Origin of the sequence: Neorhizobium puerariae (genome assembly GCF_042429745.1) — a bacterium.
Taxonomy (GTDB): Bacteria; Pseudomonadota; Alphaproteobacteria; order Rhizobiales; family Rhizobiaceae; genus Neorhizobium; species Neorhizobium puerariae.
The window spans coordinates 261,291-284,405 of the sequence record NZ_JBHMAA010000011.1 but is presented as its reverse complement, the minus strand read 5'-3'; the positions used below and the strand labels follow the sequence as shown (position 1 = coordinate 284,405).

General features: G+C 65.6%; 21 protein-coding genes. 12 read left to right on the top strand and 9 right to left on the bottom strand.

The window, feature by feature from the left end; translation table 11 throughout:
- Positions 1-12: 12 nt before the first annotated feature.
- Genes ACFFP0_RS10065 through ACFFP0_RS10055 form a run of 3 tightly spaced genes read left to right on the top strand, consistent with a single transcriptional unit; the run spans position 13 to position 2,836 of the window.
- Positions 13-1,077 carry an ABC transporter ATP-binding protein gene (locus ACFFP0_RS10065; protein WP_377259873.1) on the top strand — a complete coding sequence of 355 codons (1,065 nt, stop codon included), beginning with the start codon at positions 13-15 and terminating at the stop codon, positions 1,075-1,077.
- An 11-nt stretch (positions 1,078-1,088) separates the two neighbouring features.
- On the top strand, positions 1,089-1,469 hold the full coding sequence (locus ACFFP0_RS10060; protein ID WP_377259870.1) for a RidA family protein: 381 nt from the start codon (positions 1,089-1,091) through the stop codon (positions 1,467-1,469).
- Entirely contained in the window at positions 1,466-2,836 is a 1,371-nt protein-coding gene (locus tag ACFFP0_RS10055) for an FAD-binding oxidoreductase (protein ID WP_377259867.1), read from the top strand. The genes ACFFP0_RS10060 and ACFFP0_RS10055 overlap by 4 nt, the downstream gene beginning before the upstream one ends.
- A 33-nt stretch (positions 2,837-2,869) precedes the next feature.
- On the opposite strand, the gene ACFFP0_RS10050 is transcribed toward ACFFP0_RS10055, so the two are convergent.
- The 4 genes from ACFFP0_RS10050 to ACFFP0_RS10035 form a co-directional block, all read right to left on the bottom strand.
- Positions 2,870-4,423: an acetolactate synthase large subunit gene (locus ACFFP0_RS10050; protein ID WP_377259864.1), complete on the bottom strand. Its 1,554-nt coding sequence runs from the start codon at positions 4,421-4,423 to the stop codon at positions 2,870-2,872.
- 44 nt (positions 4,424-4,467) lie between these two features.
- Positions 4,468-5,775 carry a 4-aminobutyrate--2-oxoglutarate transaminase gene (gene gabT, locus ACFFP0_RS10045; RefSeq protein WP_377259861.1) on the bottom strand — a complete coding sequence of 436 codons (1,308 nt, stop codon included), beginning with the start codon at positions 5,773-5,775 and terminating at the stop codon, positions 4,468-4,470.
- A 74-nt stretch (positions 5,776-5,849) separates the two neighbouring features.
- Positions 5,850-6,437, bottom strand: coding sequence for a cupin domain-containing protein (locus ACFFP0_RS10040; RefSeq protein WP_377259858.1), 588 nt, complete (start codon positions 6,435-6,437; stop codon positions 5,850-5,852).
- Positions 6,438-6,553: 116 nt separating this feature from the next.
- Positions 6,554-7,708, bottom strand: a complete 1,155-nt coding sequence (locus ACFFP0_RS10035; protein ID WP_377259855.1) for an ROK family transcriptional regulator — start codon at positions 7,706-7,708, stop codon at positions 6,554-6,556.
- A 224-nt stretch (positions 7,709-7,932) separates the two neighbouring features.
- Between ACFFP0_RS10035 and ACFFP0_RS10030 the strand changes: the two genes are divergently transcribed.
- The 6 genes from ACFFP0_RS10030 to ACFFP0_RS10005 all read left to right on the top strand — a co-directional run bounded on the left by ACFFP0_RS10030 (position 7,933) and on the right by ACFFP0_RS10005 (position 15,308).
- Complete coding sequence (locus ACFFP0_RS10030; RefSeq protein ID WP_377260134.1) at positions 7,933-9,240, top strand: extracellular solute-binding protein; 1,308 nt, start codon at positions 7,933-7,935, stop codon at positions 9,238-9,240.
- 61 nt (positions 9,241-9,301) lie between these two features.
- Positions 9,302-10,192: a carbohydrate ABC transporter permease gene (locus ACFFP0_RS10025; protein ID WP_377259853.1), complete on the top strand. Its 891-nt coding sequence runs from the start codon at positions 9,302-9,304 to the stop codon at positions 10,190-10,192.
- 3 nt (positions 10,193-10,195) lie between these two features.
- A complete protein-coding gene (locus tag ACFFP0_RS10020) occupies positions 10,196-11,113 on the top strand; it encodes an ABC transporter permease subunit (protein WP_377259850.1) in 918 nt (305 codons plus the stop codon).
- 1 nt (position 11,114) lies between these two features.
- On the top strand, positions 11,115-12,221 hold the full coding sequence (locus tag ACFFP0_RS10015) for an ABC transporter ATP-binding protein (RefSeq protein WP_377259847.1): 1,107 nt from the start codon (positions 11,115-11,117) through the stop codon (positions 12,219-12,221).
- 11 nt (positions 12,222-12,232) lie between these two features.
- The gene (locus ACFFP0_RS10010; RefSeq protein ID WP_377259843.1) at positions 12,233-13,060 is read left to right on the top strand and encodes a glycerophosphodiester phosphodiesterase family protein; all 828 of its coding nucleotides are present in this window, start codon (positions 12,233-12,235) and stop codon (positions 13,058-13,060) included.
- Positions 13,061-13,262: 202 nt separating this feature from the next.
- Positions 13,263-15,308 (top strand): NAD(+) synthase, encoded by a 2,046-nt coding sequence (locus ACFFP0_RS10005; RefSeq protein ID WP_377259840.1) that lies wholly within the window; start codon positions 13,263-13,265, stop codon positions 15,306-15,308.
- A gap of 21 nt (positions 15,309-15,329) precedes the next feature.
- Here the strand turns inward: ACFFP0_RS10005 and ACFFP0_RS10000 are convergent, their stop codons facing one another.
- Complete coding sequence (locus ACFFP0_RS10000) at positions 15,330-17,171, bottom strand: heavy metal translocating P-type ATPase (protein ID WP_377259836.1); 1,842 nt, start codon at positions 17,169-17,171, stop codon at positions 15,330-15,332.
- Positions 17,172-17,287: 116 nt separating this feature from the next.
- Positions 17,288-17,512, bottom strand: a complete 225-nt coding sequence (locus ACFFP0_RS09995) for a hypothetical protein (protein WP_377259834.1) — start codon at positions 17,510-17,512, stop codon at positions 17,288-17,290.
- Between the two features lie 208 nt (positions 17,513-17,720).
- Here ACFFP0_RS09995 and ACFFP0_RS09990 point away from each other — a divergent pair, with 208 nt between their 5' ends.
- The 3 genes from ACFFP0_RS09990 to ACFFP0_RS09980 all read left to right on the top strand — a co-directional run bounded on the left by ACFFP0_RS09990 (position 17,721) and on the right by ACFFP0_RS09980 (position 19,835).
- Positions 17,721-17,900, top strand: coding sequence for a hypothetical protein (locus tag ACFFP0_RS09990; protein WP_377259831.1), 180 nt, complete (start codon positions 17,721-17,723; stop codon positions 17,898-17,900).
- Between the two features lie 52 nt (positions 17,901-17,952).
- Positions 17,953-18,936, top strand: coding sequence for a zinc-dependent alcohol dehydrogenase family protein (locus tag ACFFP0_RS09985; protein WP_377259828.1), 984 nt, complete (start codon positions 17,953-17,955; stop codon positions 18,934-18,936).
- A gap of 74 nt (positions 18,937-19,010) precedes the next feature.
- Entirely contained in the window at positions 19,011-19,835 is an 825-nt protein-coding gene (locus ACFFP0_RS09980; protein ID WP_377259825.1) for a universal stress protein, read from the top strand.
- Positions 19,836-19,898: 63 nt separating this feature from the next.
- Here the strand turns inward: ACFFP0_RS09980 and ACFFP0_RS09975 are convergent, their stop codons facing one another.
- The 3 genes from ACFFP0_RS09975 to ACFFP0_RS09965 form a co-directional block, all read right to left on the bottom strand.
- Positions 19,899-20,678 (bottom strand): ATP-binding cassette domain-containing protein, encoded by a 780-nt coding sequence (locus ACFFP0_RS09975; protein WP_377259822.1) that lies wholly within the window; start codon positions 20,676-20,678, stop codon positions 19,899-19,901.
- A gap of 2 nt (positions 20,679-20,680) precedes the next feature.
- Positions 20,681-21,745 carry an ABC transporter permease gene (locus ACFFP0_RS09970; protein WP_377259818.1) on the bottom strand — a complete coding sequence of 355 codons (1,065 nt, stop codon included), beginning with the start codon at positions 21,743-21,745 and terminating at the stop codon, positions 20,681-20,683.
- Positions 21,746-21,889: 144 nt separating this feature from the next.
- A complete protein-coding gene (locus ACFFP0_RS09965; RefSeq protein ID WP_377259815.1) occupies positions 21,890-22,915 on the bottom strand; it encodes a sugar ABC transporter substrate-binding protein in 1,026 nt (341 codons plus the stop codon).
- Positions 22,916-23,115 lie beyond the last annotated feature (200 nt).

The window sequence follows — 23,115 nt, the reverse complement described above, 5'->3', positions numbered from 1 at the left end:
CAAGGACTTCCCATGACGAGCTACCTGCAACTCTCCAGCATCACCAAGACCTACGGGCATTTCACCGCGCTCGACAACGTGAGCCTGTCGGTCGACAAGGGGGAGTTCGTGACCTTCCTGGGTCCCAGCGGCTCCGGCAAGACGACGACGCTGATGATCATCGCCGGCTTCGAAAGGGCCAGCGCCGGGACGGTCGAGATCGGCGGGCAGTCGATCTCGCAGCTTGCGCCGCACGAGCGCAATATCGGCATCGTTTTCCAGAACTATGCCCTCTTTCCGCACAAGACGGCGGTGGAGAACGTCTATTTCCCGCTGCAGATGCGCGGCGTCGGCCGCAGCCAGGGGCTGAAGCAGGCGGAAGACATGCTGTCGCTCGTCGGGCTGAAGGGCTTCGGCCACCGCCATCCGAAGGAGCTTTCCGGCGGCCAGCAGCAGCGCGTCGCGCTCGCCCGCGCGCTGGTCTTCGAGCCGTCGCTGCTGCTGCTCGACGAACCGCTCGGCGCGCTCGACAAGAACCTGCGCGAGCAGATGCAGATCGAGATCAAGCGCATCCAGCGCAGCCTCGGTGTCACGACCATTTTCGTGACCCACGACCAGTCGGAGGCGATGTCCATGTCCGACCGTATCGTGGTGTTCGAGAAGGGCCGGATCGATCAGGCCGCCGCGCCGCTCGACATCTATCACCGCCCGCAAACCGCATTCGTCGCCGCCTTCATCGGCGAGAGCAACCTGATCCCGGCAATTATCGCCAGCGCGCAGGCAAGGACGGCGGAGAACCCGACGCTCGGCGCTTTCGACTACGCGAGCGCGGAAACGCTTGTCGACGGACAGAAGGTGACGCTGCTGATCCGCCCCGAGCACATCAAGCTTTCACGCAATCCGGTCGAAGGGCGCAAGAACGTGCGCATGAAGGTCGAAACCATCGTCAACTACGGCGACAACGCCCTCGTCATCGGCAAGGCGGGCGACCTTTCGATGCGCGTCCGGGTGCTCGGCGCGGACGTCGTGATCATCAGGGAAGGCGAGGAATGCTGCATCAGCTGGACGCCTGAAGCCGTCTTCGTCATCACGAGGTAACGAGAGCCGACATGAACCAGGATTTTTCGACGATCATCGAACGCTTCGGCATCGGCAAGCGCGGCAGCCTTGCCGTCGTGCACCAGGGCACCGGTTATTTCGCCTGCACGCCGCAGGCGCCCTATGACGGTTCGCTGAGCACGGCCGACCAGACCCGCCAGCTTCTCGCAAAGGCCGAGGCGCGGCTTGCCGAGATCGGCAGCGCCCGGGAAGGGCTGCTCTTCTGCGCCATCATGCTGGCGGACATGGGAGACTACGCGGCGATGAACGAGGTGTGGGACGAATGGGTCGCGGGCATCGCCCCTCCGGCCCGCGCCTGTTTCGAGGCGCGGCTTGCAAGCCCCGACCTGAAGGTCGAGATGATCATGGTCTGCGCCGTCAAGCCGGCATGACGTCCGTGGCGTTCATCGAGCGCCTGCCGGCAGGCGGCCATGACCTTGGCATCGAAACCGACAGGGACATGATGGCGCGGCATCTTGCCGACGCCACCCGCAAGCCGGGGCCCGTGCCGTCGCTGGTGGCAAGGCCGAAAACGACGGAAGGCGTCTCGGCCTTTCTCAAGGCCTGCCACGACGCCGGGCAGCCGGTCGCCGTTCAGGGCGGGTTGACGGGACTTTCCGGCGGCGCCCGGCCGCTGGAAGGAGAGGTCGTCCTGTCGCTGGAGCGGATGAGGAGCCTCGGCCCGGTCGATGCGGTCTCCGCCACGATCGTCGTGGAGGCCGGGGCGCGGCTTCAGACGGTGCAGGAGGCGGCGGAGAGCGCCGGCCTGTGTTTCGGCGTCGATATCGGCGCCCGCGGTTCGGCCACGATCGGCGGGATGATCGCCACCAATGCCGGCGGCATCCGCGTCCTGCGCCATGACATGATGCGGGCGCAGATCCTGGGGCTGGAAGCCGTGCTGGCCGACGGGACCGTCCTGTCTTCCCTGCGGGGGCTGATGAAGGACAATTCGGGTCCCAACCTCAATCAGCTCTTCATCGGCGGCGAGGGTCTGTTCGGCGTCGTCACCAGAGCCTGCCTCCGCCTTTCCGCGAAGCCGGCGGCGGAGCGCAATGCGCTTTGCGCCGTGCCGTCGGTCGACAGCGCCCTTGTTCTGCTGCAAAGGCTGCGCAGCGCCCTCGGGCCGCAACTGACGGCCTTCGAGGGCATATTCGCGCCGGTCTATGAAGGCATATCGGCGATGCGGCGCGGAGCAATCCCGCTTCCGGCCGGCTCCCCGCTCTACGTGATCGCGGAGATGCAGATCTTCGGCGCACAGGCCGGGGACGATGTCTTCGAGACCGTGCTGATACAGGCCTACGAGGATGGGCTGTGCAGCGATATCGTCGTGTCCCGGTCCGGACGGGAATTCGCGGCGATATGGGACGTACGGGAAGGCTGCACGGAATTCACCTTCAGCCTCGGGCGGCTGACGGGCCATGACATCAGCGTGCCCCTGCGCTCGATCCCCGCCTTCATGGCGGAGGCGGAAACGCTGCTGGCCGGCCTCGATCCGGAAGCCGGCGCCTATGTCTTCGGCCATCTCGGCGACGGCAACCTGCACTATGTGGTCAGGACCGGGAGGCGCGAGGCCGTTTCGCCGGAAATCTACCGGCTCGCCGCCCGCCTCGGCGGATCGGTCACCGCCGAGCATGGCGTCGGTCTCGACAAGAAGGACTATCTTTCGCTGGTGCGCTCGCCGGCGGAGCTTGCCACGATCCGGATGCTGAAGGCCGCGCTGGACCCGAAAGCCATTCTCAACCGCGGCCGGGTCCTCTGATCCGGGCCGGCGCCGGCCGCCGGCTTCGAGCGCTCAATCGATGACGGCCTCGATGAGGAAAGGCCCCTTGCGCCGGAGCGCCCCGGTGTAGAGCCTGAGGAACTCCTCGATGGTCGTCGCCCGGCCGGATTCGACGCCGAGGCCCCTGGCCAGCGAACACCAGTCGAGCTTCGGCTGGTCGAGGTCGAGCATCTTGCGGGCGTTCACCCCGTAGGAGTTGACGCCGACGCCGGTCATCTCGCCCTGCAGGATTCGATAGGCGCTGTTGGCGAAGACGATCGTCACGACGTCGAGTTCCTCGCGGGCCTGCGTCCACAGGCCCTGCAGGGTATACATGCCGCTGCCGTCCGCCTGCATGGCGACGACCTTGCGGTCCGGCGCGCCGATCGCCGCTCCCGTCGCAAGCGGGATGCCGATGCCGATCGAGCCGCCGGTGATCGGGAGGTGGTCATGCGGGTTCAGGCCGGGCGCCAGCGCATTGTACTGGCCGATCGAGGTCAGCGCCTCGTCGATGACGATGGCGTTTTCCGGAAGATGGCGGGCGATCGCCAGGCTGAGCGTATCGGGCGTCAGCGTCCCGGTCGGCACCTGGATGTCGTTCTGCCTGAAGGCATTGCGGGCGAAAGCCGCGTCCGGCCCGATGCCGAGCCCATCGGCCAGCGCTTCCAGCGCCGCGCCGAGATCGTGCTCGTGCCCGGCGAGCTGGATCACTTCGCAGGATGGCGGCAGTGTCGTGCTCGGCTTGCCGGGATAGGCGAAGAAGCTGACGGGGCGCGACGCCCCGATGCAGATCGCGACCTCGAAATCCTTGAGCGCCTCGATGGCGAGTTCGATCTTGTAGGGAACGGGTCGGACGAGCGCCCGGCCGGCGCCGCGGGCGCTTCGGGCGGATGTCGTGGAAAAGACCGCGGCTCCGACCGCGGCCGCGATCCGGCCTGCCGTTTCGATCGGCTTTTCGCTGAGGGCGCGGCCCGCGAGAAGGATCACGGCGCGCCTGCCGCTGCGCAGCGCCGCGACGGATGCCTCCAGCGCGCCGGGTTCGAGCGCCGGCGGCGCGGGAATGGCGACGGGGGAAAGCGTTTCCGGGGAAACCTCGCCCCAGGCCGCATCGGCGGGCAGGATCATGGTCGAGACGCCCCGGCGGGCGATCGAGGCGGCAAATCCTTCCTCGGTGCAGCGGCGCACGTCATGCGCCCCTGCGGCGCGACCGACCCACTGGGACATGGGCCGTGCGAGGCCCTCGATGTCGCTTGTCAGCGGCGCGTCGTATTGCAGGTGATAGGAGGCGTGGTCGCCGACGACGTTGAGCACCGGCGTGCGGGCGCGGCGGGCATTGTGAAGGTTGGCAAGTCCGTTGGCGAGGCCGGGTCCGAGATGCAGCAGCGTGGCGGCGGGCTTGTCGGCCATGCGGGCGTAACCGTCCGCCGCACCCGTCACGACACCTTCGGAAAGCCCCAGCACGCACCGCATCGCCGGCTTGCGGTCGAGCGCGGCGACGAAATGCATTTCCGACGTGCCGGGATTGGCGAAGCAGACGTCGACGCCGTTCACCAGCAGGACATCACAGAGCATATCGGCGCCGTTCATCGGTTTTCCTTTCTCTTGGCTGTCATCCACCGCCTGGATGCAGTTCAGGCCGCCGTGGAAGCTGCCGCATCCGAAAACGCGGCCTCGATCGATGCTTCGAGAATGTCGAGCCCTTCCTCGAGGATCTCCCATTCGATCGTCAGCGGCGGCAGCAACCGGATCACGTTGAGGCGCGTTCCGCAAGAGAGCAGGATGAGGCCGCGCGCTTCCGCCTCCGCCACGATCCGGTTGGTGATCGCCGGGGACGCGGCCTTCGACTGCCGGTCTTCGACGAGTTCGAAGGCGACCATGGCGCCGAGGCCGCGGACCTCGCCGATGCGTTCCATGCCCTGGCGCGCTGCGATCGACGTCAGGCGTGCGGTGATCCTGCGCCCGACCTCCGCCGCACGCTCGCAGAGCTTTTCGTTTTCGATGACGTCGAGCACCGCGTTCGCGGCTGCGACGCTCAGCGGATTGCCGGCATAGGTGCCGCCAAGGCCGCCGGGATGCGCCGCATTCATGATCTCGGCCCTGCCGGTGACGGCGGAAAGCGGAAAGCCGCCGGCAAGCCCCTTCGCCATGGTGACGAGGTCCGGTTGGACGCCCGCATGTTCGAAGCCGAACATCTTTCCGGTGCGCGCCATGCCGGCCTGCACTTCGTCGGCGATCAGCACGATCTCGTACCTGTCGGCGATCTCGCGGAGCCGCACGAGGAATTCCTTCGGCGCCACGTTGAAGCCGCCCTCGCCCTGCACGGGCTCGACGATGAAGGCCGCGATCCGCTCGGGATCGACATCGGCGGCGAAGAGCCGCTCAAGCCCGGCGATCGCCTCTTCGGTCGAGAAGCCGAGATAGGGGTTGGGGAAGGGGGCGTGGTAGATATCGGCCGGGAAGGGGCCGAAATTCTTCTTGTAGGGCATGACCTTGCCGGTCAGGGCCATGCCGAGCATGGTGCGGCCATGGAAGGCGCCGGAAAAGGCGACGATGCCGGCGCGGCCGGTATGGGCGCGGGCGATCTTCACGGCGTTCTCGACCGCCTCGGCGCCCGTCGTCACCAGCATGGTGCGGTTTTCCGCGCCGGTCGGCGCCATCGCGTTCAGCCGTTCGGCAAGCTTCACATAGCCTTCGTAGGGCGCCACATGAAAGCAGGTATGGGTGAACCGTTCGGCCTGCCCGGCGACTGCGCTCATGACGGCGGGGTGGCGATGGCCCGTATTGTTGACCGCGATCCCGGCGGCGAAATCGATGAAGCGCTTGCCGTCCACATCCCAGAGTTCGGCATTCAACGCCCTTTCGGCGAAGATGGCGCGGGTTCCCACGCCGCCTGCCACGGCGGCTTTCTGGCGCGAATGCAGATCTGATGAGGCGGTCATCGCAATATTCCCCTGATGTCGATGCTCAAGGTATAGCGATGCTCATTATTTTGAGCAAGTGGCCGGCTGCAAAATTACAGATAGGGAGGCGAGCAGGCGGAAATCACGACCGTCCTGCGGTCGGAGAGGTTGCGGAAGCGGTGGGGCACGCGGCTGTCGAAAAGGTAGGCCTCGCCCGCTTTGAGCACCCGGACCTCGTCGCCGACGGTCAGCTCCAGCTCGCCCTCGACCACGTATCCGCCCTCCGAAGAGGCATGCTGCAGCGGCGTGTCGCCGGTGTCCGCGTTCGGTTCGTAGACCTCGTGCAGGATCTGGAGATTATGCGCCCTCGCGTCGCCGATCTGCCGGAACACGAGCTTGCCGTCGCCGCCGTCCAGTCCCGGCGATGTAACGATTTGCGATGTCAAATCAACCAGTTCGTGGGCGGAGAAGAAAGGCCCTTTCGGCGGGCTGCGCTCCGGCTCGAAAAAGTCGCCCATGCCGACCCCGAGCCCGCTCAGGATCTTGCGCAGCGTCGCCACCGAGGGGCTGACCTTGTTGGTTTCCACGTTCGAGATCTGGGCATGCGGCACGCCGGCGCGCTCGGCAAGCTGGCGTTGGGAAAGCCCCGCTGCGACGCGCATGGCGTTGAGCCGCGCCCCGATGTCGAATATCTGGTCCATCTGCATCATTCCGGCTGAAGTCGTTCGGTTATGCCGTGGATTGCCCGGATGATCAACTGGCTGATATTTTGAGCGGAGCCGTTCCGCCTGGAACCGGGAAGCCCGGAGTACCGATCTCAATAGAAAGCCGACCGGAACGGGATGACGGCGGCTCCCATGGCCGAGGCGTCGGAGCCGATCTCGGATATGATGAGCTTCGGCCAGGGATGGGGTACGCCGTAGCGCGGCTTGCTGAAATTCTGGGTGCGGTCGATCAGCATCTGCGCCAGGTCCGTCGGCACCTGTCCGCCATAGACGATGGCCTGCGGATCGAAGATCGCGGCGATGGCGTTGATGAGCCTGTTGTGGGCTGGCACGACCTCGTTCACCCATTCGGCGACGCCCGGCCAGTTCACGTCGAAATTCCTGCGCATGTAGGTGATCGAAGGCACGTCGACGCCGTTGCGGTTCAGCCGCTCGATCAGATATTGCAGCGCCGGCCGCCGCCTGTTTTCCTCTTCGTCGTAGATGCCCGAGAATTCGCCGGCATTGCCGTTGCCGCCGAGCAGCAGCTCCCCGCCGCCGATCAGCCCGCCGCCGAAGCCGTAGTTGAAGCTCAGGTAGGCGAAATGCTTGATGTAGCGGCCGACGCCGAACATGGATTCGGCGACGGTCGAGGTGTTCGCACCGTTATGCACCCAGACCGGCTTGCCGAAGAGATCGGCGAGCAGCGGCCCAAGTTCGATCAGCGACCATTCGTGAAGCGGCAGCGGCGCGTTGTAGCGCGTGCCGCCGACATGGTAGCCGGAAATGGCGAAGCCGATGCCGAAAAAGGCGCTCTCGGAAAGCTTGTTGAGGCTCTGCAGTTGAGCAAGCTCACGGCGCACGAGGTCGAGCGACTGCGCCATCGTGTGCTCGCGCAGCGTCACGCTGGTTTCTCCCAGGATATTGCCGGCGATATCCATCAGGCATATGCCGATCACGTCGGTATTGACGGAAATCCCGCAGGAATAGGCATACCGACCGTTCAGCCGCAATGTGGGGCTTGGTTGCCCCCTGCCGAGCCCCGGCTTCGGCGAGCCGAGGGAAACGATGTCGCGTTCCGCAAGCTGGTCGATGATGCGATAGACCGACTGCTGGGTCAGGTCGGTATGGTTGGTGACCTCCGACCGGGAAAGGCCCGGGTGGCGCCAGATGAGCCTGAGCAGGCTTCGTTCGTTCGGCGAAACGACGACGCCTTCGCCCGTGCGCAGGAACGGCGCGGCGATCAGTGCTTCGGGAAAATAGGCCATTGTCATGCCCCTCTGTCATAACCCCTCCGCCAACAACTACTATAGAGGTGTAATAATCAACACCGCACCCAATCCCATACCCATATTTTTGTAGCGGATAACCGCCGGAAGCCCTTTTGGGGAAGGATTCTCGCCGTCACTCATTTGTTACACTTTAAGTGTAGTAAATCGCCGTTCTGAAAGCCGGGCTGGCTCGGTCGATCCCAAAACAGGCGAGGGCAATGATGAAGATTTCCACTCTGGCGGCTGCGGCCGCGCTTACGGCAGGCGCGTGTTCCGCGCAGGCTGCCGATATCGAATTCTGGTACGGCAACACGGGCAATGTCGAAACGGCCATCAAGGCCCAGTGCGACGCCTTCAATGCCGCCCAGTCGGAGCATCGTGTCACCTGCGTCGGTCAGGGCAGCTACGAGGTCGGGATGCAGAAGGCGATCGCCGCCTATCGTGCGCACAACCATCCGGTGCTGATCCAGTTCTTCGATGCGGGCACGCTCGACCTGATGCTGTCGAACGCCGTCGTGCCGGTCCAGGACATCCTGCCGGACGTCAAGTGGGACAGCTACATCGCCGGCGCGCGCGCCTATTACGAGACCTCGGACGGAAAGCTCTATTCGCAGCCCTACAATTCCTCGACGCTGCTGTTCTACACCAACAGGACCGAACTCGAAAAAGCGGGCATCACCAGCACGCCGACGACCTGGGAAGAGGTCATCGACGCCGCCCGCAAGCTGAAGGCCGCCGGCCACGCATGCCCGTTCGTCACCGATGGCGACACCTGGCGGGTGCTGGAGCAGTTCTCCGCCCGCCACGGCCTGCCTATCGCTTCGAAGCACAACGGTTATGACGGCCTCGACGCCGAATATGTCTTCAACACCACGTTCGCCGCCAAGCACCTCGCCAATCTCGTCGAATGGCGCAAGGAAGGCCTGGTGAAGATCAATGCCGATACCAAGGCCGGCAACTACACCGCCGCCTTCAACGCCGGCGAATGCGCCATGATGGAAGGCTCCTCCGGTTCCTACGCGGCCTCCGCCAAGGCCTTCGAGGGCAAGTATGAGATCACTGTCGGCCTGGCGCCGATGTACAAGGATTACCCGCGCCATAACACGCTCGTCGGCGGCGCGTCGATCTATGTGATGAAGGGCCACGACAAGGCGGAAATCGAGGGCGCCAAGGCCTTCCTCGATTTCCTGCGCCGCCCGGAACAGCAGATGTTCTTCACCGCCGCGACCGGCTACGTCCCCGTCACCGGCGACGTGCTCGATGCCATCGCCGAAAGCGGCGAGGGCAAGTCGCCCAAATACGCGACCGCGGCGATCGGGATCGAATCCATGAACCAGCCGCGCACGCCCGACAGCCGCGGCATTCGGCTCGGCTTCTACGTGCAGTTCCGCGAAGTCTTCGTGGAGGAGACCCAGAAGGCCTTTGCCGGCCAGCAGACCATGCAGGCGGCGCTGGACAGCGCCAAGAAGCGCGGCGACGAGCTGCTGCGCCGCTTCGAGCAGACCTACAAGGGCGTGAAGCTGCCCTGACCCGGCCATCGCCGGCGCGGCAGCCCGCCGCGCCGGCCCTCCTTACTGTGGGCTCCTGCGCATGTCTTCCGAATCCACCCTTTTCAGCCATCGCTGGCTGCCGGCCCTGCTGGTGACGCCGCTCATGCTGCTGATCGTCCTCTTCTTCTACGTGCCGATCTTCCAGGCCTTCTACTGGTCCTTCTTCCTGGAACGCCCCTTCGGCGGCGGATCGGAATTCGTCGGCTGGGGCAATTTCGCCCGCGTGCTGTCCGATCCGGAGTTCTGGAAGGCGGGCTGGCGCACGATCATCTTCATGGTGACCGCGTCGGTGCTCGCGGTCCTTGTCCCGCTGATCCTGGCGGTGGCCGCCGACAGGAAGATCCGCCTGTCGCTGCCGGCCCGCAATGTGCTGGTCTGGCCGAAAGGGGTCGCGGGCGCCTCGATCGGCGTCGTCTTCGCTTTCATCTTCAACCCGTTCGTCGGCATTCTCGCGCCGCTCAACGGCGTCTTTCCGGGCATATGGGCGCCGGGGATCGACGGCACCGACGCTTTCATCACGCTGATCGCCGCGCATGTCTGGGGCGGCATCCCGTTCAATTTCGTCATCCTGCTCGCCGGCCTGCAGTCGATCCCGCGGACCATGCACCAGGCCGCGGCCATGGACGGGGCGGGCCCCTGGCGGCGCATATTCGACGTCCAGATGCCGCTGATCATGCCGCAGCTCTTCCTGACGCTTGTCCTGGAATTCACCGAAAGCGTCACGTCGGCCTTCGCCCTGATCGACACGATCACCGACGGCGGCCCCGGCGGAGCGACGACGCTGCTCGTCTACAAGATCTACATGGACGGTTTCAGCGGGTACGATCTTTCCGGCGCCTCGACCCAGACCGCGATCCTGATGGTCTTCGTCATCCTTCTCACCGCCGCCCAGTTCCTCTTCCTCGGCCGGCGCGTCAATTACGAGCGGTGAACCATGATCGAGAACGCACGCTCCCTCAACATCGCCGCGGGCATCATCCTGTTCATCGGCATCGTCTATATCCTCGGGCCGCTCTACCTGACGGTCTCGACCGCCTCGCAATCCTACGAGTTCCTGCTGCGCAACGGGCTTGCCTGGTATCCGGGCGACCGGCTCTTCGCCAACATGGCGCGCATCTTCACCGAGACGCGCATCCCGGTCCAGATGCTCAACAGCATGGTGGTCGCGTTCAGCATCGCGATCACGACCTGCCTCCTGTCGTTCCTTTCGGCTTATGCGATCGTCTATTTCCGCATCCGCTGGGCGGGCGTCGCCTTCGCGCTGATCCTTGCCACGATCATGCTGCCGCTCGATATCCGCGTCATCACCACCTACCAGGTGGCGTCGAATGTCTTTTCTCCCGTCAACGCGCTGCTCGACGTCACCGGCCTCAACGGGCTGATCGCCCGGGTCTTCGGCGCGCCGGTGCAGCTCGAACTGAGCGTTCTCAACACCCATTTCGGCCTCGTGGCGCCGCTCGTCGCCCATGGCACCGGCACATTCCTGTTCCGGCAATTCTTCCGCACGCTGCCGGCCGACCTGTTCAAGGCGGCGCGCATGGATGGCGCGGGGCCGGTCCGCTTCCTGTTCGAGATCCTCCTGCCGTTGTCGCGCACCAGTTTCGCCGCGCTTTTCGTGCTGACCTTCCTCAGCGGCTGGACGCAATATCTGTGGCCGCTTGTCGGCGCCTCGACCCCCGACATGCAGACGGCGGTCGTGGGGCTGGCGCGCATGGTTCCGGATGCCGAAGGCACCGTCCCGGACTTTCCGCTGATCATGGCCGGCGCCGTGATCGTCTCCATCATCCCCCTCTCGATGATCGCGCTGCTGCAGCGCTATCTCGTGCAGGGCCTCGTCCTTTCGGAGAAATAAGATGAACGCCATCGACACGGCCATCCGCGCCGCGGCCGCCGATATCAGGCTTGCGGGCGTCACCAAGGCCTATGACGCCCAGACGACCGTCATCCCGCCGATGGACGTCGAGCTGAGGGCCGGGGAATTCACCGTCGTGCTCGGTCCGTCCGGTTGCGGGAAATCCACGCTGCTGCAGATGATCGCCGGGCTCGAACGGGTGAGCGGCGGCAGGATTCTCATCGGCGGACGCGAGGTGCAGGATCTGGAGCCGAAACATCGCGGCTGCGCCATGGTGTTCCAGAACTACGCGCTCTATCCGCACATGACTGTCTTCGAGAACATGGCCTACAGCCTCAAGGTGGCCGGCATACGGAAGGCGGAGCGGGCCGAACGGGTCGCGGCGATCGCCAGGATGCTCGGACTTTCCGACTATCTCCACCGCAAGCCGGGGCAGCTTTCCGGCGGCCAGCGGCAGCGTGTGGCGATCGGCCGGGCGATCATACGCGAACCGGGCGTGCTGCTGTTCGACGAGCCGCTGTCCAACCTCGACGCCCAGCTCCGGCATGACATGCGCGTCGAGCTTGCCGAACTGCACCGCCGCATCGGCGCCACCAGCATCTTCGTCACGCACGACCAGGTGGAGGCGATGACGCTCGCCGACCGCATCCTCATCCTCAACAAGGGCCGGATCGAGCAGTTCGATACGCCGAAGGCGATCTATCATCATCCGGCTTCGGTTTTCGTCGCGAAATTCATCGGCGCGCCGCCCATGAATATCCTGCCCGTCACCGGCGACGGCGCGGTCCTCAGGCTTGCCGACGGGCAGGCCGTGGCCGGATGCCGCCTGAAGGGCGAGTACCAGCTCGGCATCCGGCCCGAGGATGTCCTCGTCGTCGGCGGCGCGGACCGGCCGGGCATCAGGGCGTCGGTTCGCTTCCGCGAGGATCTCGGTTCCCATTCGGTGCTGGCCGCCGACCTTGCCGGGTCGGTGATCCGCATCGCCACGCCATTCGGGGCGGACATGGCGGACCGGCCCGACCTCTCCCTCGATCTTCCCCTTTCCCGGCTGCATCTCTTCGAGACCGCAAGCGGCCGGGCCATCCCCGGCGCCTTCGGCGCCCAATGAAAGAAAGCCTGATGACCTACAAAGACTTCATCGCCTCGCCGGCGCGCACCTGCGCCGTCGTCGCCCATCGCGGCGCCTGGCACGGCGCTCCGGAAAACAGCCTGGCCGCCATCGAGAACGCCATCGCGCTGGGCTGCGAAATCGTGGAGCTCGACGTCCGCAGGAGCGCCGATGGCGAACTTTTCCTGATGCATGACGAAACGCTCCAGCGCATGGCCGGCATCGGCCGGGAAGCGGAGAGCCTCACGATGGCCGAACTCAGGGCGCTGACCCTGCGGCAAGACGACGGGGGTGAAAGCCGGGCGATGACCGACCAGCGCATTCCGACGCTGAGGCAGGCGCTGGAGGTGATCCGCGGACGCATCTTCGCCGATCTCGATCTCAAGGATCGCGGCCTGTTTCCGGAAGTCGCCGCCTGTGCGCGGGCGATGGACGCCCATGCGAGCGTCGACCTCAAGACCAAGGTGCACAGCCGCGCGGATGCCGCCTGGGTGCGCGCCCAGAAGATCGACGGCGTGCCCTTCATGGGCATGGCGCATTTCACGGCGGAAGGGCTGGGGGAGGAGCTGGACATTCTCGGCGAGCTTTCCCCCTTCATGTGCGAAATCCGCTTCGACCGCATCGAAACGATCGCCCGCAACCGCGAGGCTTTCGAAAAGGCCCGGATGGCGCTCTGGATCAACACGCTCGACCAGCCCGGCAGCGGCGAATGGACCGACAGCGCGGCCCTTGCCGATCCGGACGCCATCTGGGGCCGGCTGATCGACGCCGGCATCAGCGTCATCCAGACGGACCAGCCCGAGGCGCTGAAATCCTATATCAAGGCCCGCGGCGCCTGACGGCATTCCCGGCGCATCGTCATCCACGCGGATCGGCCGAAAGCGGGCAGCGGACCTGCCCGCTTTCGGCGTTTCCGTCGATGATCTATGATCGCGGGCGCAAGGCTGTTGTCTTTGGCGGCGGCCGAGGCGAAGATCGGCCGGCCGAGTCACGCTCGTGGAAGATTGTCGTCGTCAGATCAGGTAGATAGCAAGCGAAGCCATGGATCAGTTCTTCTCTCTTTATAGCCACGACTTCCTGCGGATTGCCGCCTGCGTGCCCCGGACCCGCGTGGCCGACCCGGATTTCGCCGTCGACGAGACGCTGCGCCTGGCCCGCAAGGGCAATGCCGAAAGCGTGGCCGTCATGCTTTTTCCGGAACTGGGATTGTCTTCCTACGCCATCGACGATCTCCTGCTTCAGGACGTCCTGCTGGACGCGGTGGAAGCCGCCATCGTCAGGATCGCCGAGGCGTCCGAGAGCCTTTACCCGGTCCTGGTGGTCGGAGCGCCGCTGCGGCGCGAGGGCCGTCTTTTCAATACCGCGGTGGTCATCCACCGGGGCGTCATCCTGGGCGTCGTTCCGAAAGCCTATCCGCCGAACTATCGCGAGTTCTACGAGCGTCGCCATTTCGCCCCGGGCACGGGCGTGACCGGCGTCGAGATCCAGGTGGCCGGCCGGACCGTGCCTTTCGGCCTCGATCTTCTGTTCCGCTCGAACGGATCGGTGCCCTTCACGCTCGGGGTGGAAATCTGCGAGGACATATGGGTGCCGCAGCCGCCCTCCACGCGGGCGGCCCTCGCCGGCGCGGAAGTGCTGCTCAACCTGTCGGCCAGCAACATCACCATCGGCAAGGCCGATACTCGCCGGCTGCTGTGCGCCAGCCATTCCTCGCGCACGATCTCGGCCTATGCCTATTCGGCCGCGGGGCCGGGGGAGTCGACCACCGATCTCGCCTGGGACGGCCATGCGGCGATCTTCGAGTATGGCGAACTGCTGGGCGAGACGCAGCGCTTTCCGCCGGACAGCACCTTCGTCGCGGCCGATATCGACCTCGGCCGGCTGCGGCAGGAGCGCATGCGCGTCAACACGTTCGGCGAATGCGCCCGCGAGGAACTCGATGGCGGCCAGCCGTTCCGCACGGTCTTCTTCCCGCTCGACCGGCCCGCCGACACCGTGTCCCTGCAGCGCCGGGTCGAGCGCTACCCTTACGTGCCCGCCGATCCTTCGCGCCTGCGCGAGGATTGCTACGAGGCCTACAACATCCAGGTCCAGGGGCTTGCGAAGCGGCTGGCCTCGACAGGCCTCAAGCGCGCCGTGATCGGCGTTTCCGGCGGGCTCGATTCCACCCAGGCGCTGATGGTGACGACGCGCGCCATGGATATGATCGGGCTCGACCGCAAGAACGTGCTCGCTTACACGCTGCCGGGATTTGCGACCTCCGACAACACGAAGTCCAATGCCTGGGCGCTCATGGACGCGCTGGGCGTGACGGCGGAGGAGATCGATATCCGGCCGGCCGCGCGCCAGATGCTGGCCGACATGGGCCATCCTTTCGCCAAGGGCGAAGCGGTTTATGACGTGACGTTCGAAAACGTTCAGGCAGGGCTGCGGACGGATTACCTGTTCCGGCTGGCCAACCGGCACGGCGGCCTTGTCGTCGGCACCGGCGACCTGTCGGAACTCGGGCTCGGATGGTGCACCTACGGCGTCGGCGATCACATGTCGCATTACAACGTCAATGCCTCGGTCTCCAAGACGCTGATCCAGCATCTCATCCGGTTCGTCGCCGGATCGGGCGACGTGAGCGAGGAGACCGCGCACGTCCTCTCCGCCATCCTGGCAACCGAAATCTCGCCGGAACTGGTGCCGCCCGGAGCGACGGGAACCATCCAGTCGACACAGGAGATCGTCGGCCCCTATGCGCTGCAGGATTTCAACCTCTTCTATCTGACCCGTTACGGCTTCCGGCCGTCGAAGATCGCCTTCCTGGCCCACCACGCCTGGAGCGACGTCGAGCGCGGGGCATGGCCGGTCGACCTGCCGGACGGCGACCGGAGAGCCTATTCGCTTGCTGAGATCCGCCGCTGGCTGGAAGTCTTCCTCAAGCGCTTCTTCTCCAACCAGTTCAAGCGCTCGACGCTGCCGAACGGGCCGAAGATCTCATCCGGCGGCTCGCTGTCGCCAAGGGGTGACTGGCGCGCGCCGTCCGACAGCGAGGCGAAGGTCTGGCTCAGGGAACTGGCGGAGAGCGTGCCGGCCGAGTGACGGCGGGAACGCTCGCCGCGCTCAGCGTCCGGCCTGTCCCGGTCTGATCCGAAGGGCGCGCAGCGCGTTGAGGATGACCGCGATGTCGATGGCTTCCTGGAAAAGAGCGCCCCGCACCGGCGTGAGACAGCCCGCGGCGGCGGCGATCATGCCGGCCACCGAGAGGCCGATGCCCGCAAAGACGCTCTGCAGCGCGATCCGCCGACAGCCTTGGGCGATCCCGATCCCCTGCAGGACGCGCTCCAGCCGTTCCACCAGCAGCACGGCGTCGGCGGCCTCGGCGGCGGCTGGCGAACCATGGGCTCCCATCGCAAGGCCGATATCCGCGGCGGCCAGCGCCGGCGCGTCGTTGGTGCCGTCGCCGATCATCATGACCGGTCCGTTCTTCTTCTCGGCCTGGACGACGGCGATCTTCTGCTCCGGCGACAGCTCGTACCGGACGTCGTCGAACGGCAGCCCGGCACTGATCTTCCGGGCGACCTCGCCGCGATCCCCGGTCGCAAGCACGATGCGCCGGAGGCCGAGACGGTGAAGGCCCGTCAGTATGCGGTCGGTTCCTTCCCGCAGCTTGTCGGAAAAGAGCAGGACGCCGGCAAAGGCTCCGTCGATCGCCACGGCTGCGGCGACCGTGCCGGCCGGGTGACGGGGATCGATCGGGATGCCGAATTTCGAGGAGATGTAGCCGATACCGCCGATGGACACCGATTTTCCCGCGACCTCGCCGGAAATCCCTTCTCCCGGCTTTTCGGAGACGTTTCGCGGCTGCACGAGGTCCAGCCGCCGATCCTGCGCGGCCTTGACGAGCGCCCTGGCGACGACATGGCTGGACGCCTGATCGAGCGAGGCGACGAGCCGCAGCAGTTCGTTTTCCGGCAGTGCGGAATTGACGATGTCGAGCGTCGGCGTTCCCTCCGTCAGCGTGCCGGTCTTGTCGATCACCACCGACCGGAGGCGGCCCAGCCCTTCCAGGACATGCGCGCCCTTGACCAGCAGGCCGCATTGGGCCGCGCGGGACATGCCTGCAGCCCAGGCGATCGGGACCGCGAGGATGAGGGGACAGGGCGTCGCGACGACGAGCACCGCGACCGCCCGCACCGGGTCCCGCGACAGCAGCCACGCCATGACGGCGAGGGCCACCGTGATGAACAGGAAGAGGATCGCGTAGCGATCGGCAAGCCGCGACATCGGCGCCTTGCTCCTCTGGGCCGCTTCCACGAGCCTCAGGATGCCGGCATAGGTGCTTTCCGTTGCCGGTTTCGTCGCCAGCATGCCGAACATGTCGCCCGCGTTGGTGGCGCCGCTCATGATGGCTTCGCCCTTCCTCTTCCTGGCGGGAAGGGGTTCCCCGGTCAGGGCCGCTTCGTCCAGGACCGCCACGCCATCGTCGACGACGCCATCCACGGGCACGAGGTCGCCGCGCCGGACGACCAGGAGGTCGCCGACCGCGATCGCATCGACCGGAATTTCTTCCAGCCGGTCGCCACGGCGCCTCATCGCGGTATTGGGCGCCTTGGCAAGCAGCGCGTTCATCTCCCGGCGAGCCCTGCCTTCCGCGAGACTTTCGAGATACTGTCCGCCGGAATACATCAGGGCGACGACGGCGGCGGCCAGATATTCCCCGAGCGCCAGCGCGGACCCCATGGAGATCAGCGCGATGACGTCGAGGCCGATCTCGCCTCTTCGCAGGCTGACGGCGATCTGCGCCAGCAGCGCCAGCAGCACCACGAGCGTTGCAAGCGCGAGCGAAAGCCTGGAAAGATCCGCAAAGCCGCCATGCGCGGCGGCCAGTCCGATAACGAGCCCCAGGGCAGGCGCGGCCACGAGGAAAGGCCGCATCGCTCGCTGCAATTCTTCAGAAATCATCGGGGATACCTCGACCGGCGGATGGAAAGGATACCCTCAAGGATTGGCGAACCGATCGCAGCGGTCATTGACTTCGGTCACGAGGCCGGCCGGAACCGCAGGCCGGCGCCGGTGCTTCAATCGGGCTTCTTTTCCGGAGCATCGGCCGGGTGCCCGTGCGGATGGCCCGGCGCTATCGGGTCGCTCGCCGGAAAGGTCTCTTCCAGCGCCTCTTCGAGATAATCGTCCTGCTCCTTCTTCGGATCGCCCTCCGGGGCGGGCTTCCGGGTTGTTTTTCGTTGCTTCTCCATGTCGGTCTCCAAGAACAAGCGCGGCTTTTTCGCGATGACGGTCGCCCGCATCCGGCGACCGCGACAGACGAGCATGAAGTGTACGCCATTGCGGGGACTTTCGTCATGTCCATTCGACACGCCGTGCCGGATGCGCTTTCCAGCATGGGCCGGCGCTTCCGGGGCGCATTGAGATGCATCAAGTACTGCCGGGTGCCTTCGTGTAAATTGCGACAGGGCGTGTTTCCGTCGATCCGAAGATATCTGGGGAGGAGCGACCATGCGTGTGGGACATTTCGGGCCGCAGCTTCGCCGTTTCGTCATGAAACGACTGATGTTCTGGCTTCTCCTGGCGATGGTCGCGATGATCCTCGCCATTGTCCTGCTGCTGCCCTCGCAGCAGAATGCGTCCCGCAGCCAGCAGGAGGATGGCTCGATCATGTGGCCCGCGGACAGGTGAGACAGGCTGCCGCCGCGGCAAGGCCGGCGGCGGATTTGCAGGAGAATGCATCATGAAGGCGATGATATTGCGTGAGACCGGCAGGCCGCTCGAGCTGGTGGAGCGGCCCGACCCCGTGCCGGAGGCCGGCGAACTGCTGGTCCGGATAGAGGCGTGCGCCGTCTGCCGCACCGATCTGCATGTGGTCGACGGCGACCTCGAAAGCCCGAAGCTTCCGCTCGTGCCCGGCCACGAGATCGTCGGCATCGTTCAGGCCGTGGGCAGGGGCGTTCCCGCGCGGCGCATCGGCTCGCGGGTCGGCATTCCCTGGCTCGGCCATACCTGCGGGCATTGCGACTACTGCCGGTCGAATGCGGAAAACCTCTGCGACCAGCCGCTTTTCACCGGCTACACGCGGGATGGCGGCTTCGCCACCCATGTGGTGGCGGATGCGGACTATGCCTTCGATCTGCCGGCGGATGCGGAGCCCGTCTCCCTGGCGCCGCTTCTCTGCGCGGGCCTGATCGGCTGGCGGTCGCTGAAGAAGGCGGGGGAGGGCCGGCGGATCGGGCTCTACGGTTTCGGGGCGGCGGCCCACATCATCGCGCAGGTCTGCCTCTGGCAGGGCAGGGAAGTCTATGCCTTCACGCGGGCAGAGGACAGGCAGGCGCAGTCGTTCGCCCTGAGCCTCGGCGCCGCCTGGGCCGGCGGCTCGAACGATCTGCCGCCGGTGGCTCTCGACGCGGCGATCATCTTCGCGCCGGTCGGCGATCTCGTGCCGGCCGCTCTGAAGGCGGTGCGCAAGGGCGGCCGGGTCATCTGCGGCGGCATCCATATGAGCGATATTCCGCAGATGCCCTACGCCCTGCTCTGGGGCGAGCGGACGGTGGCGTCGGTGGCGAACCTGACGCGGGAGGACGCGGCGGAGTTCTTCCCGGTCGCCGCCGCCGCGGATGTGAAGACGCATACCGTCGTCTATCCGCTCGCCGAGGCGAACCGGGCGCTCGGCGATCTTCGGGCGGGGCGTCTCAGCGGCGCCGCGGTCCTGGTGCCATAGGAGATTGACGAGGATCAAGGTGCGGCGCGCGAAAGGGCGTCATTCTTCCCCCACTCGATGAGTGGAGGAAGGCCATGTCATACTCGACGGCATTATGTGTGGTCAGGTCGGATCACGCAGACAGCGATCTCCATGCGGCGATCAAGCTGTCCCAGTCCTGCGGGGCGCATCTCTCCATCCTGCTGCTGGCCATCGCGGCCGCCCCGCCGGTCGGCGAATATGCGGCATATGTTTCGATGGCGTGGCTGGAAGAGCGCGATGCCGACCGGACGAGGCTCGCCGAGCGGGCTGCCGGGATAAGGGACATGCTGCAGGGCGCGGAGGTTCCTCACGACGTCGTCGACGTCTATACCGAGTGGACCTATGTCGACAACATCGTCGCGCATCAGGCGCTGTATGCGGATCTGGTGGTCGTCGGTCCCGAAGTCGCGGCCGACAGCCCGCTGAGGAGCGCGGTCGTCGACGGCGCGCTTTTCCATTCGGGCGTGCCCGTGCTGATCGTCCCGCGCAACGCGGTTCCCACGCTCAGGCCCGGTTCCGTCGTGCTGGCGTGGAACGACACGTTCGAGGCGGCAAAGGCCGTCAAGCAGGGCATCGAGCTTCTGAAGGCCGCAAGGGAAGTCCACATCGGAATGGTCGATCCGGACGCGGGAACGGAGAGGCCGGGAACGGAAATCGGCATCTATCTCGCCAGACACGGCGTCAATGTCACGACCGACGTGCTGAGAAGCGACGGGCGGCCCGTTGCCGAGACGCTGAAGCAATATGCGGGTGACGTTTCGGCCGACATGATCGTCATGGGCGGCTACGGCCATTCGCGCATGCGCGAGCGCATCTTCGGCGGCGTGACCCGGTCGATGCTGGAAAACCCGGGGCGGCCCGTCTTCCTGGCGAGATAGCCCGGTCCCCGGAGAGCGCCGGCATCGGTCCGCGCGGGAGTTGTCCCCGATGCCGACCCCCGATCAGGCCGCCACCGGCTGGGACGGTGCCTTGGCGCCCGTCATGAACGCGACGGCGTCGGACATGGTGTATTCCTTGGGATCGATGATGGTCAGACGCTTCCCGAGGCGGTGGATATGGATGCGGTCCGCGACCTCGAAGACATGCGGCATGTTATGCGAGATAAGCACGATCGGGATGCCGCGCGAGCGGACGTCGAGAATGAGTTCCAGCACGCGGCGGCTTTCCTTGACGCCAAGCGCGGCGGTCGGCTCGTCGAGGATGATGACCTTGGAGCCGAATGCCGCGGCGCGCGCCACCGCCACCCCCTGCCGCTGGCCGCCGGACAGGGTCTCGACCGCCTGGTTGATGTTCTGGATGGTCATCAGGCCGAGTTCGGACAGCTTGGCGCGGGCGTGCTTTTCCATGGCCGGCCGGTCGAGCATGCGGAACCATTTGCCGATCACGCCGGGCTTGCGGATTTCACGGCCGAGAAACATGTTGTCGGCGATCGACAGCGCCGGGGAAAGCGCGAGATTCTGGTAGACCGTCTCGATGCCCGCCTCGCGCGCTTCCATGGGCGAGCGGAACTGCACCTGCCTGCCCTCCAGCCTGATCTCTCCCTCGTCGGGATTGATCGCGCCCGAAATCGCCTTGATCAGGGAGGATTTGCCTGCGCCGTTGTCGCCGATGACCGCGAGGATTTCGCCCGGATAGAGATCGAAATCCGCATTGTCGAGGGCGGTCACGCGACCGTAGCGCTTGACGAGGCCGCGGGCCGAGAGAATGGGTTCGATCGTCATTGTTACACCGACACCTTTCTGATCCACTGGTCGATTGCGACGGCTGCGATGATGAGAACGCCGGTCAGCAGAACCTTCCACTGGGGGTCCGCGCCGAGCATGTTGAGGCCCATCGAGACGACGCCGACGATCATCGCCCCGAACAGGGTGCCGAGGATCGAGCCGCGGCCGCCGAAGAGCGAGATGCCGCCGATCACCGTCGCGGTGATCGCCTGCAGATTGTAGTCGGTCACCGCCGCGGACGGAGAGATGGAGCCGTTGCGGCCGATGGATATCCAGGCGGCGAAGGCGGCGATGACGCCGGAAATCGCATAGACGGCGAGCAGGACGCGCTTGGTCTGGATGCCCGAGAGCTTGGCCGCTTCCGGATCGTCGCCGACGGCATAGACATGCCGGCCCCAGGCCGTGTGGTTGAGGACGTACCAGAGCACGAGGACCAGCAGGACCATGGCGATGACGCCGAGGGTGAGGACGGCGCTGCCGACCCTGAAGCTGATCGCGAAGACATGCAGCAGGGGCGCCTGGGCATCGACATCCGCGTCGCGGATCGTCTCGTTGGCGGAGTAGATGAAGTTCGTCGCCATGACGATGTTCCAGGTGCCGAGCGTCACGATGAACGGCGGAAGCCTCATGAATGCCACGAGGAAACCGTTCAGAAGGCCGCAGAGACCGCCGAGCCCCATGCCGATCAGGATGGCGATCGGCGTGGGCATGCCGTAGGTGATGGCGCAATTGCCCATGACGACGGCGGAAATGACCATGATCACGCCGATCGAAAGATCGATCCCGGCGGTCAGGATGACGAGCGTCTGGGCAGCGCCCAGAATGCCGACGATCGCGATCTGCTGAAGAATGAGGGTCAGCGTATAGGACGAAAAGAAACGCCCCCCGATCGCAATGCCGAAGATGACGATGGCCAGCACCAGGACGATCAGCGGCACGGCGGCCGGTGTCGAATGCAGAAAGTGCTGGGCGCGTTTGAGGAACGAGATGTCTCCGTGCTCGAACGAGGCGACCGTCTTGTCGCTCTTGTCGAGACCCTGTTCGAATTCCTGTGCTCCGCTCATGTTTCCTCCTCCGCTCGCGCGCCGGGCCAGGCGCGGAGGCTGCCATGCCCGCGCCCGCTCTTGCCGGCGGTTGCCAGGCAACGGCCTGTCGTCCGTTGAAACGGCCGGGGTGCGGCCCCGGCCGGCTTGTTCAGCGCGTCGGCATCAGCCCCAGCACTTGGCGGTGCCTTCCTTCGTGTCGATCGACTTCACGCCCGGGACCGGCTTGTCGGTCACCAGCGAGACGCCGGTATCGAAGAAGGACTTGCCTTCGGTCGGCTTGGGCTTCTGGCCGCCGTCGGCGAACTTCTTGATCGCCTCGATGCCGAGGGAGGCCATCAGCAGCGGGTACTGCTGCGACGTGGCGCCGATCACGCCTTCCTTGACGGACTTGACGCCGGGGCAACCGCCGTCGACCGACACGATCAGGACGTTCTTCTCCATGCCGACGGCCTTGAGAGCCTGATAGGCGCCGACCGCCGCCGGTTCGTTGATCGTATGGATGACGTTGATGCCGGGGTCCTTCTGGAGAAGGTTCTCCATCGCCTTGCGGCCGCCTTCCTCGTTGCCGTTGGTCACGTCATGGCCGACGATGCGCGGATCGTTCTCGTCGCCGATCCTGTTCGGGTCCTTCGGGTCGATGCCGAAGCCGATCATGAAGCCCTGGTCGCGCAGGACATCCACGGTCGGCTGCGACGGCGTCAGGTCGAGGAAGCCGACCTTGGCGCTCTTGGCCTTGTCGCCGAGCGTCTCCTTGGCCCATTGGCCGATCAGCTTGCCGGCGAGCAGGTTGTCGGTGGCGAAGGTGGCGTCGGCGGCGTCAGCCGGATCGAGCGGCGTGTCCAGCGCGATGACGAGGAGGCCTGCATCCCGCGCCTTCTTGACGGAAGAGACGATGCCCTTGGTGTCGGATGCCGTGATCAGGATGCCTTTCGCGCCGTCGGCGATGCAGCTTTCGATCGCGGCGACCTGGCTTTCGCTGTCGCCGTCGATCTTGCCGGCATAGGATTTCAGCGTCACGCCGAGTTCCTTCGCCTTGGCGGTCGCGCCTTCCTTCATCTTGACGAAGAAGGGATTGGTGTCCGTCTTGGTGATCAGGCAGGCCGAGACGCCTGCGGCCTCGGCCGGCGCGGAAAAGGCGACGCCCAGAACAAGCGCGCCGAAAGCGGCAGAAAGTACGGATTTCTTCATGGACTCCTCCCGAGAGTGGCTCTGTCCGCTGTGCGGACGGATGGATGGGCACGGGTTGCCATCGAATTCGACAGGCGCCTCCTCCAAAGCCGTCCCGTGCCATTTGCGAGGTTGATTAAGAACGAGTTCAAATGCCCTGTCAATAATTAATTCCGATTGAATTATTTATTTGCCGTGGCATAGTTCGACTATTGGAGGTG

Excerpts from the sequence above, each read along its gene's own strand:
- ACFFP0_RS10065 (WP_377259873.1), top strand. The coding sequence starts at position 13 with ATGACGAGCTACCTGCAACTCTCCAGCATCACCAAGACCTACGGGCAT.
- ACFFP0_RS10060 (WP_377259870.1), top strand. The coding sequence starts at position 1,089 with ATGAACCAGGATTTTTCGACGATCATCGAACGCTTCGGCATCGGCAAG.
- ACFFP0_RS10055 (WP_377259867.1), top strand. The coding sequence starts at position 1,466 with ATGACGTCCGTGGCGTTCATCGAGCGCCTGCCGGCAGGCGGCCATGAC.
- ACFFP0_RS10050 (WP_377259864.1), bottom strand. The coding sequence starts at position 4,423 with ATGAACGGCGCCGATATGCTCTGTGATGTCCTGCTGGTGAACGGCGTC.
- gabT (WP_377259861.1), bottom strand. The coding sequence starts at position 5,775 with ATGACCGCCTCATCAGATCTGCATTCGCGCCAGAAAGCCGCCGTGGCA.
- ACFFP0_RS10040 (WP_377259858.1), bottom strand. The coding sequence starts at position 6,437 with ATGGACCAGATATTCGACATCGGGGCGCGGCTCAACGCCATGCGCGTC.
- ACFFP0_RS10035 (WP_377259855.1), bottom strand. The coding sequence starts at position 7,708 with ATGGCCTATTTTCCCGAAGCACTGATCGCCGCGCCGTTCCTGCGCACG.
- ACFFP0_RS10030 (WP_377260134.1), top strand. The coding sequence starts at position 7,933 with ATGAAGATTTCCACTCTGGCGGCTGCGGCCGCGCTTACGGCAGGCGCG.
- ACFFP0_RS10025 (WP_377259853.1), top strand. The coding sequence starts at position 9,302 with ATGTCTTCCGAATCCACCCTTTTCAGCCATCGCTGGCTGCCGGCCCTG.
- ACFFP0_RS10020 (WP_377259850.1), top strand. The coding sequence starts at position 10,196 with ATGATCGAGAACGCACGCTCCCTCAACATCGCCGCGGGCATCATCCTG.
- ACFFP0_RS10015 (WP_377259847.1), top strand. The coding sequence starts at position 11,115 with ATGAACGCCATCGACACGGCCATCCGCGCCGCGGCCGCCGATATCAGG.
- ACFFP0_RS10010 (WP_377259843.1), top strand. The coding sequence starts at position 12,233 with ATGACCTACAAAGACTTCATCGCCTCGCCGGCGCGCACCTGCGCCGTC.
- ACFFP0_RS10005 (WP_377259840.1), top strand. The coding sequence starts at position 13,263 with ATGGATCAGTTCTTCTCTCTTTATAGCCACGACTTCCTGCGGATTGCC.
- ACFFP0_RS10000 (WP_377259836.1), bottom strand. The coding sequence starts at position 17,171 with ATGATTTCTGAAGAATTGCAGCGAGCGATGCGGCCTTTCCTCGTGGCC.
- ACFFP0_RS09995 (WP_377259834.1), bottom strand. The coding sequence starts at position 17,512 with ATGCGGGCGACCGTCATCGCGAAAAAGCCGCGCTTGTTCTTGGAGACC.
- ACFFP0_RS09990 (WP_377259831.1), top strand. The coding sequence starts at position 17,721 with ATGCGTGTGGGACATTTCGGGCCGCAGCTTCGCCGTTTCGTCATGAAA.
- ACFFP0_RS09985 (WP_377259828.1), top strand. The coding sequence starts at position 17,953 with ATGAAGGCGATGATATTGCGTGAGACCGGCAGGCCGCTCGAGCTGGTG.
- ACFFP0_RS09980 (WP_377259825.1), top strand. The coding sequence starts at position 19,011 with ATGTCATACTCGACGGCATTATGTGTGGTCAGGTCGGATCACGCAGAC.
- ACFFP0_RS09975 (WP_377259822.1), bottom strand. The coding sequence starts at position 20,678 with ATGACGATCGAACCCATTCTCTCGGCCCGCGGCCTCGTCAAGCGCTAC.
- ACFFP0_RS09970 (WP_377259818.1), bottom strand. The coding sequence starts at position 21,745 with ATGAGCGGAGCACAGGAATTCGAACAGGGTCTCGACAAGAGCGACAAG.
- ACFFP0_RS09965 (WP_377259815.1), bottom strand. The coding sequence starts at position 22,915 with ATGAAGAAATCCGTACTTTCTGCCGCTTTCGGCGCGCTTGTTCTGGGC.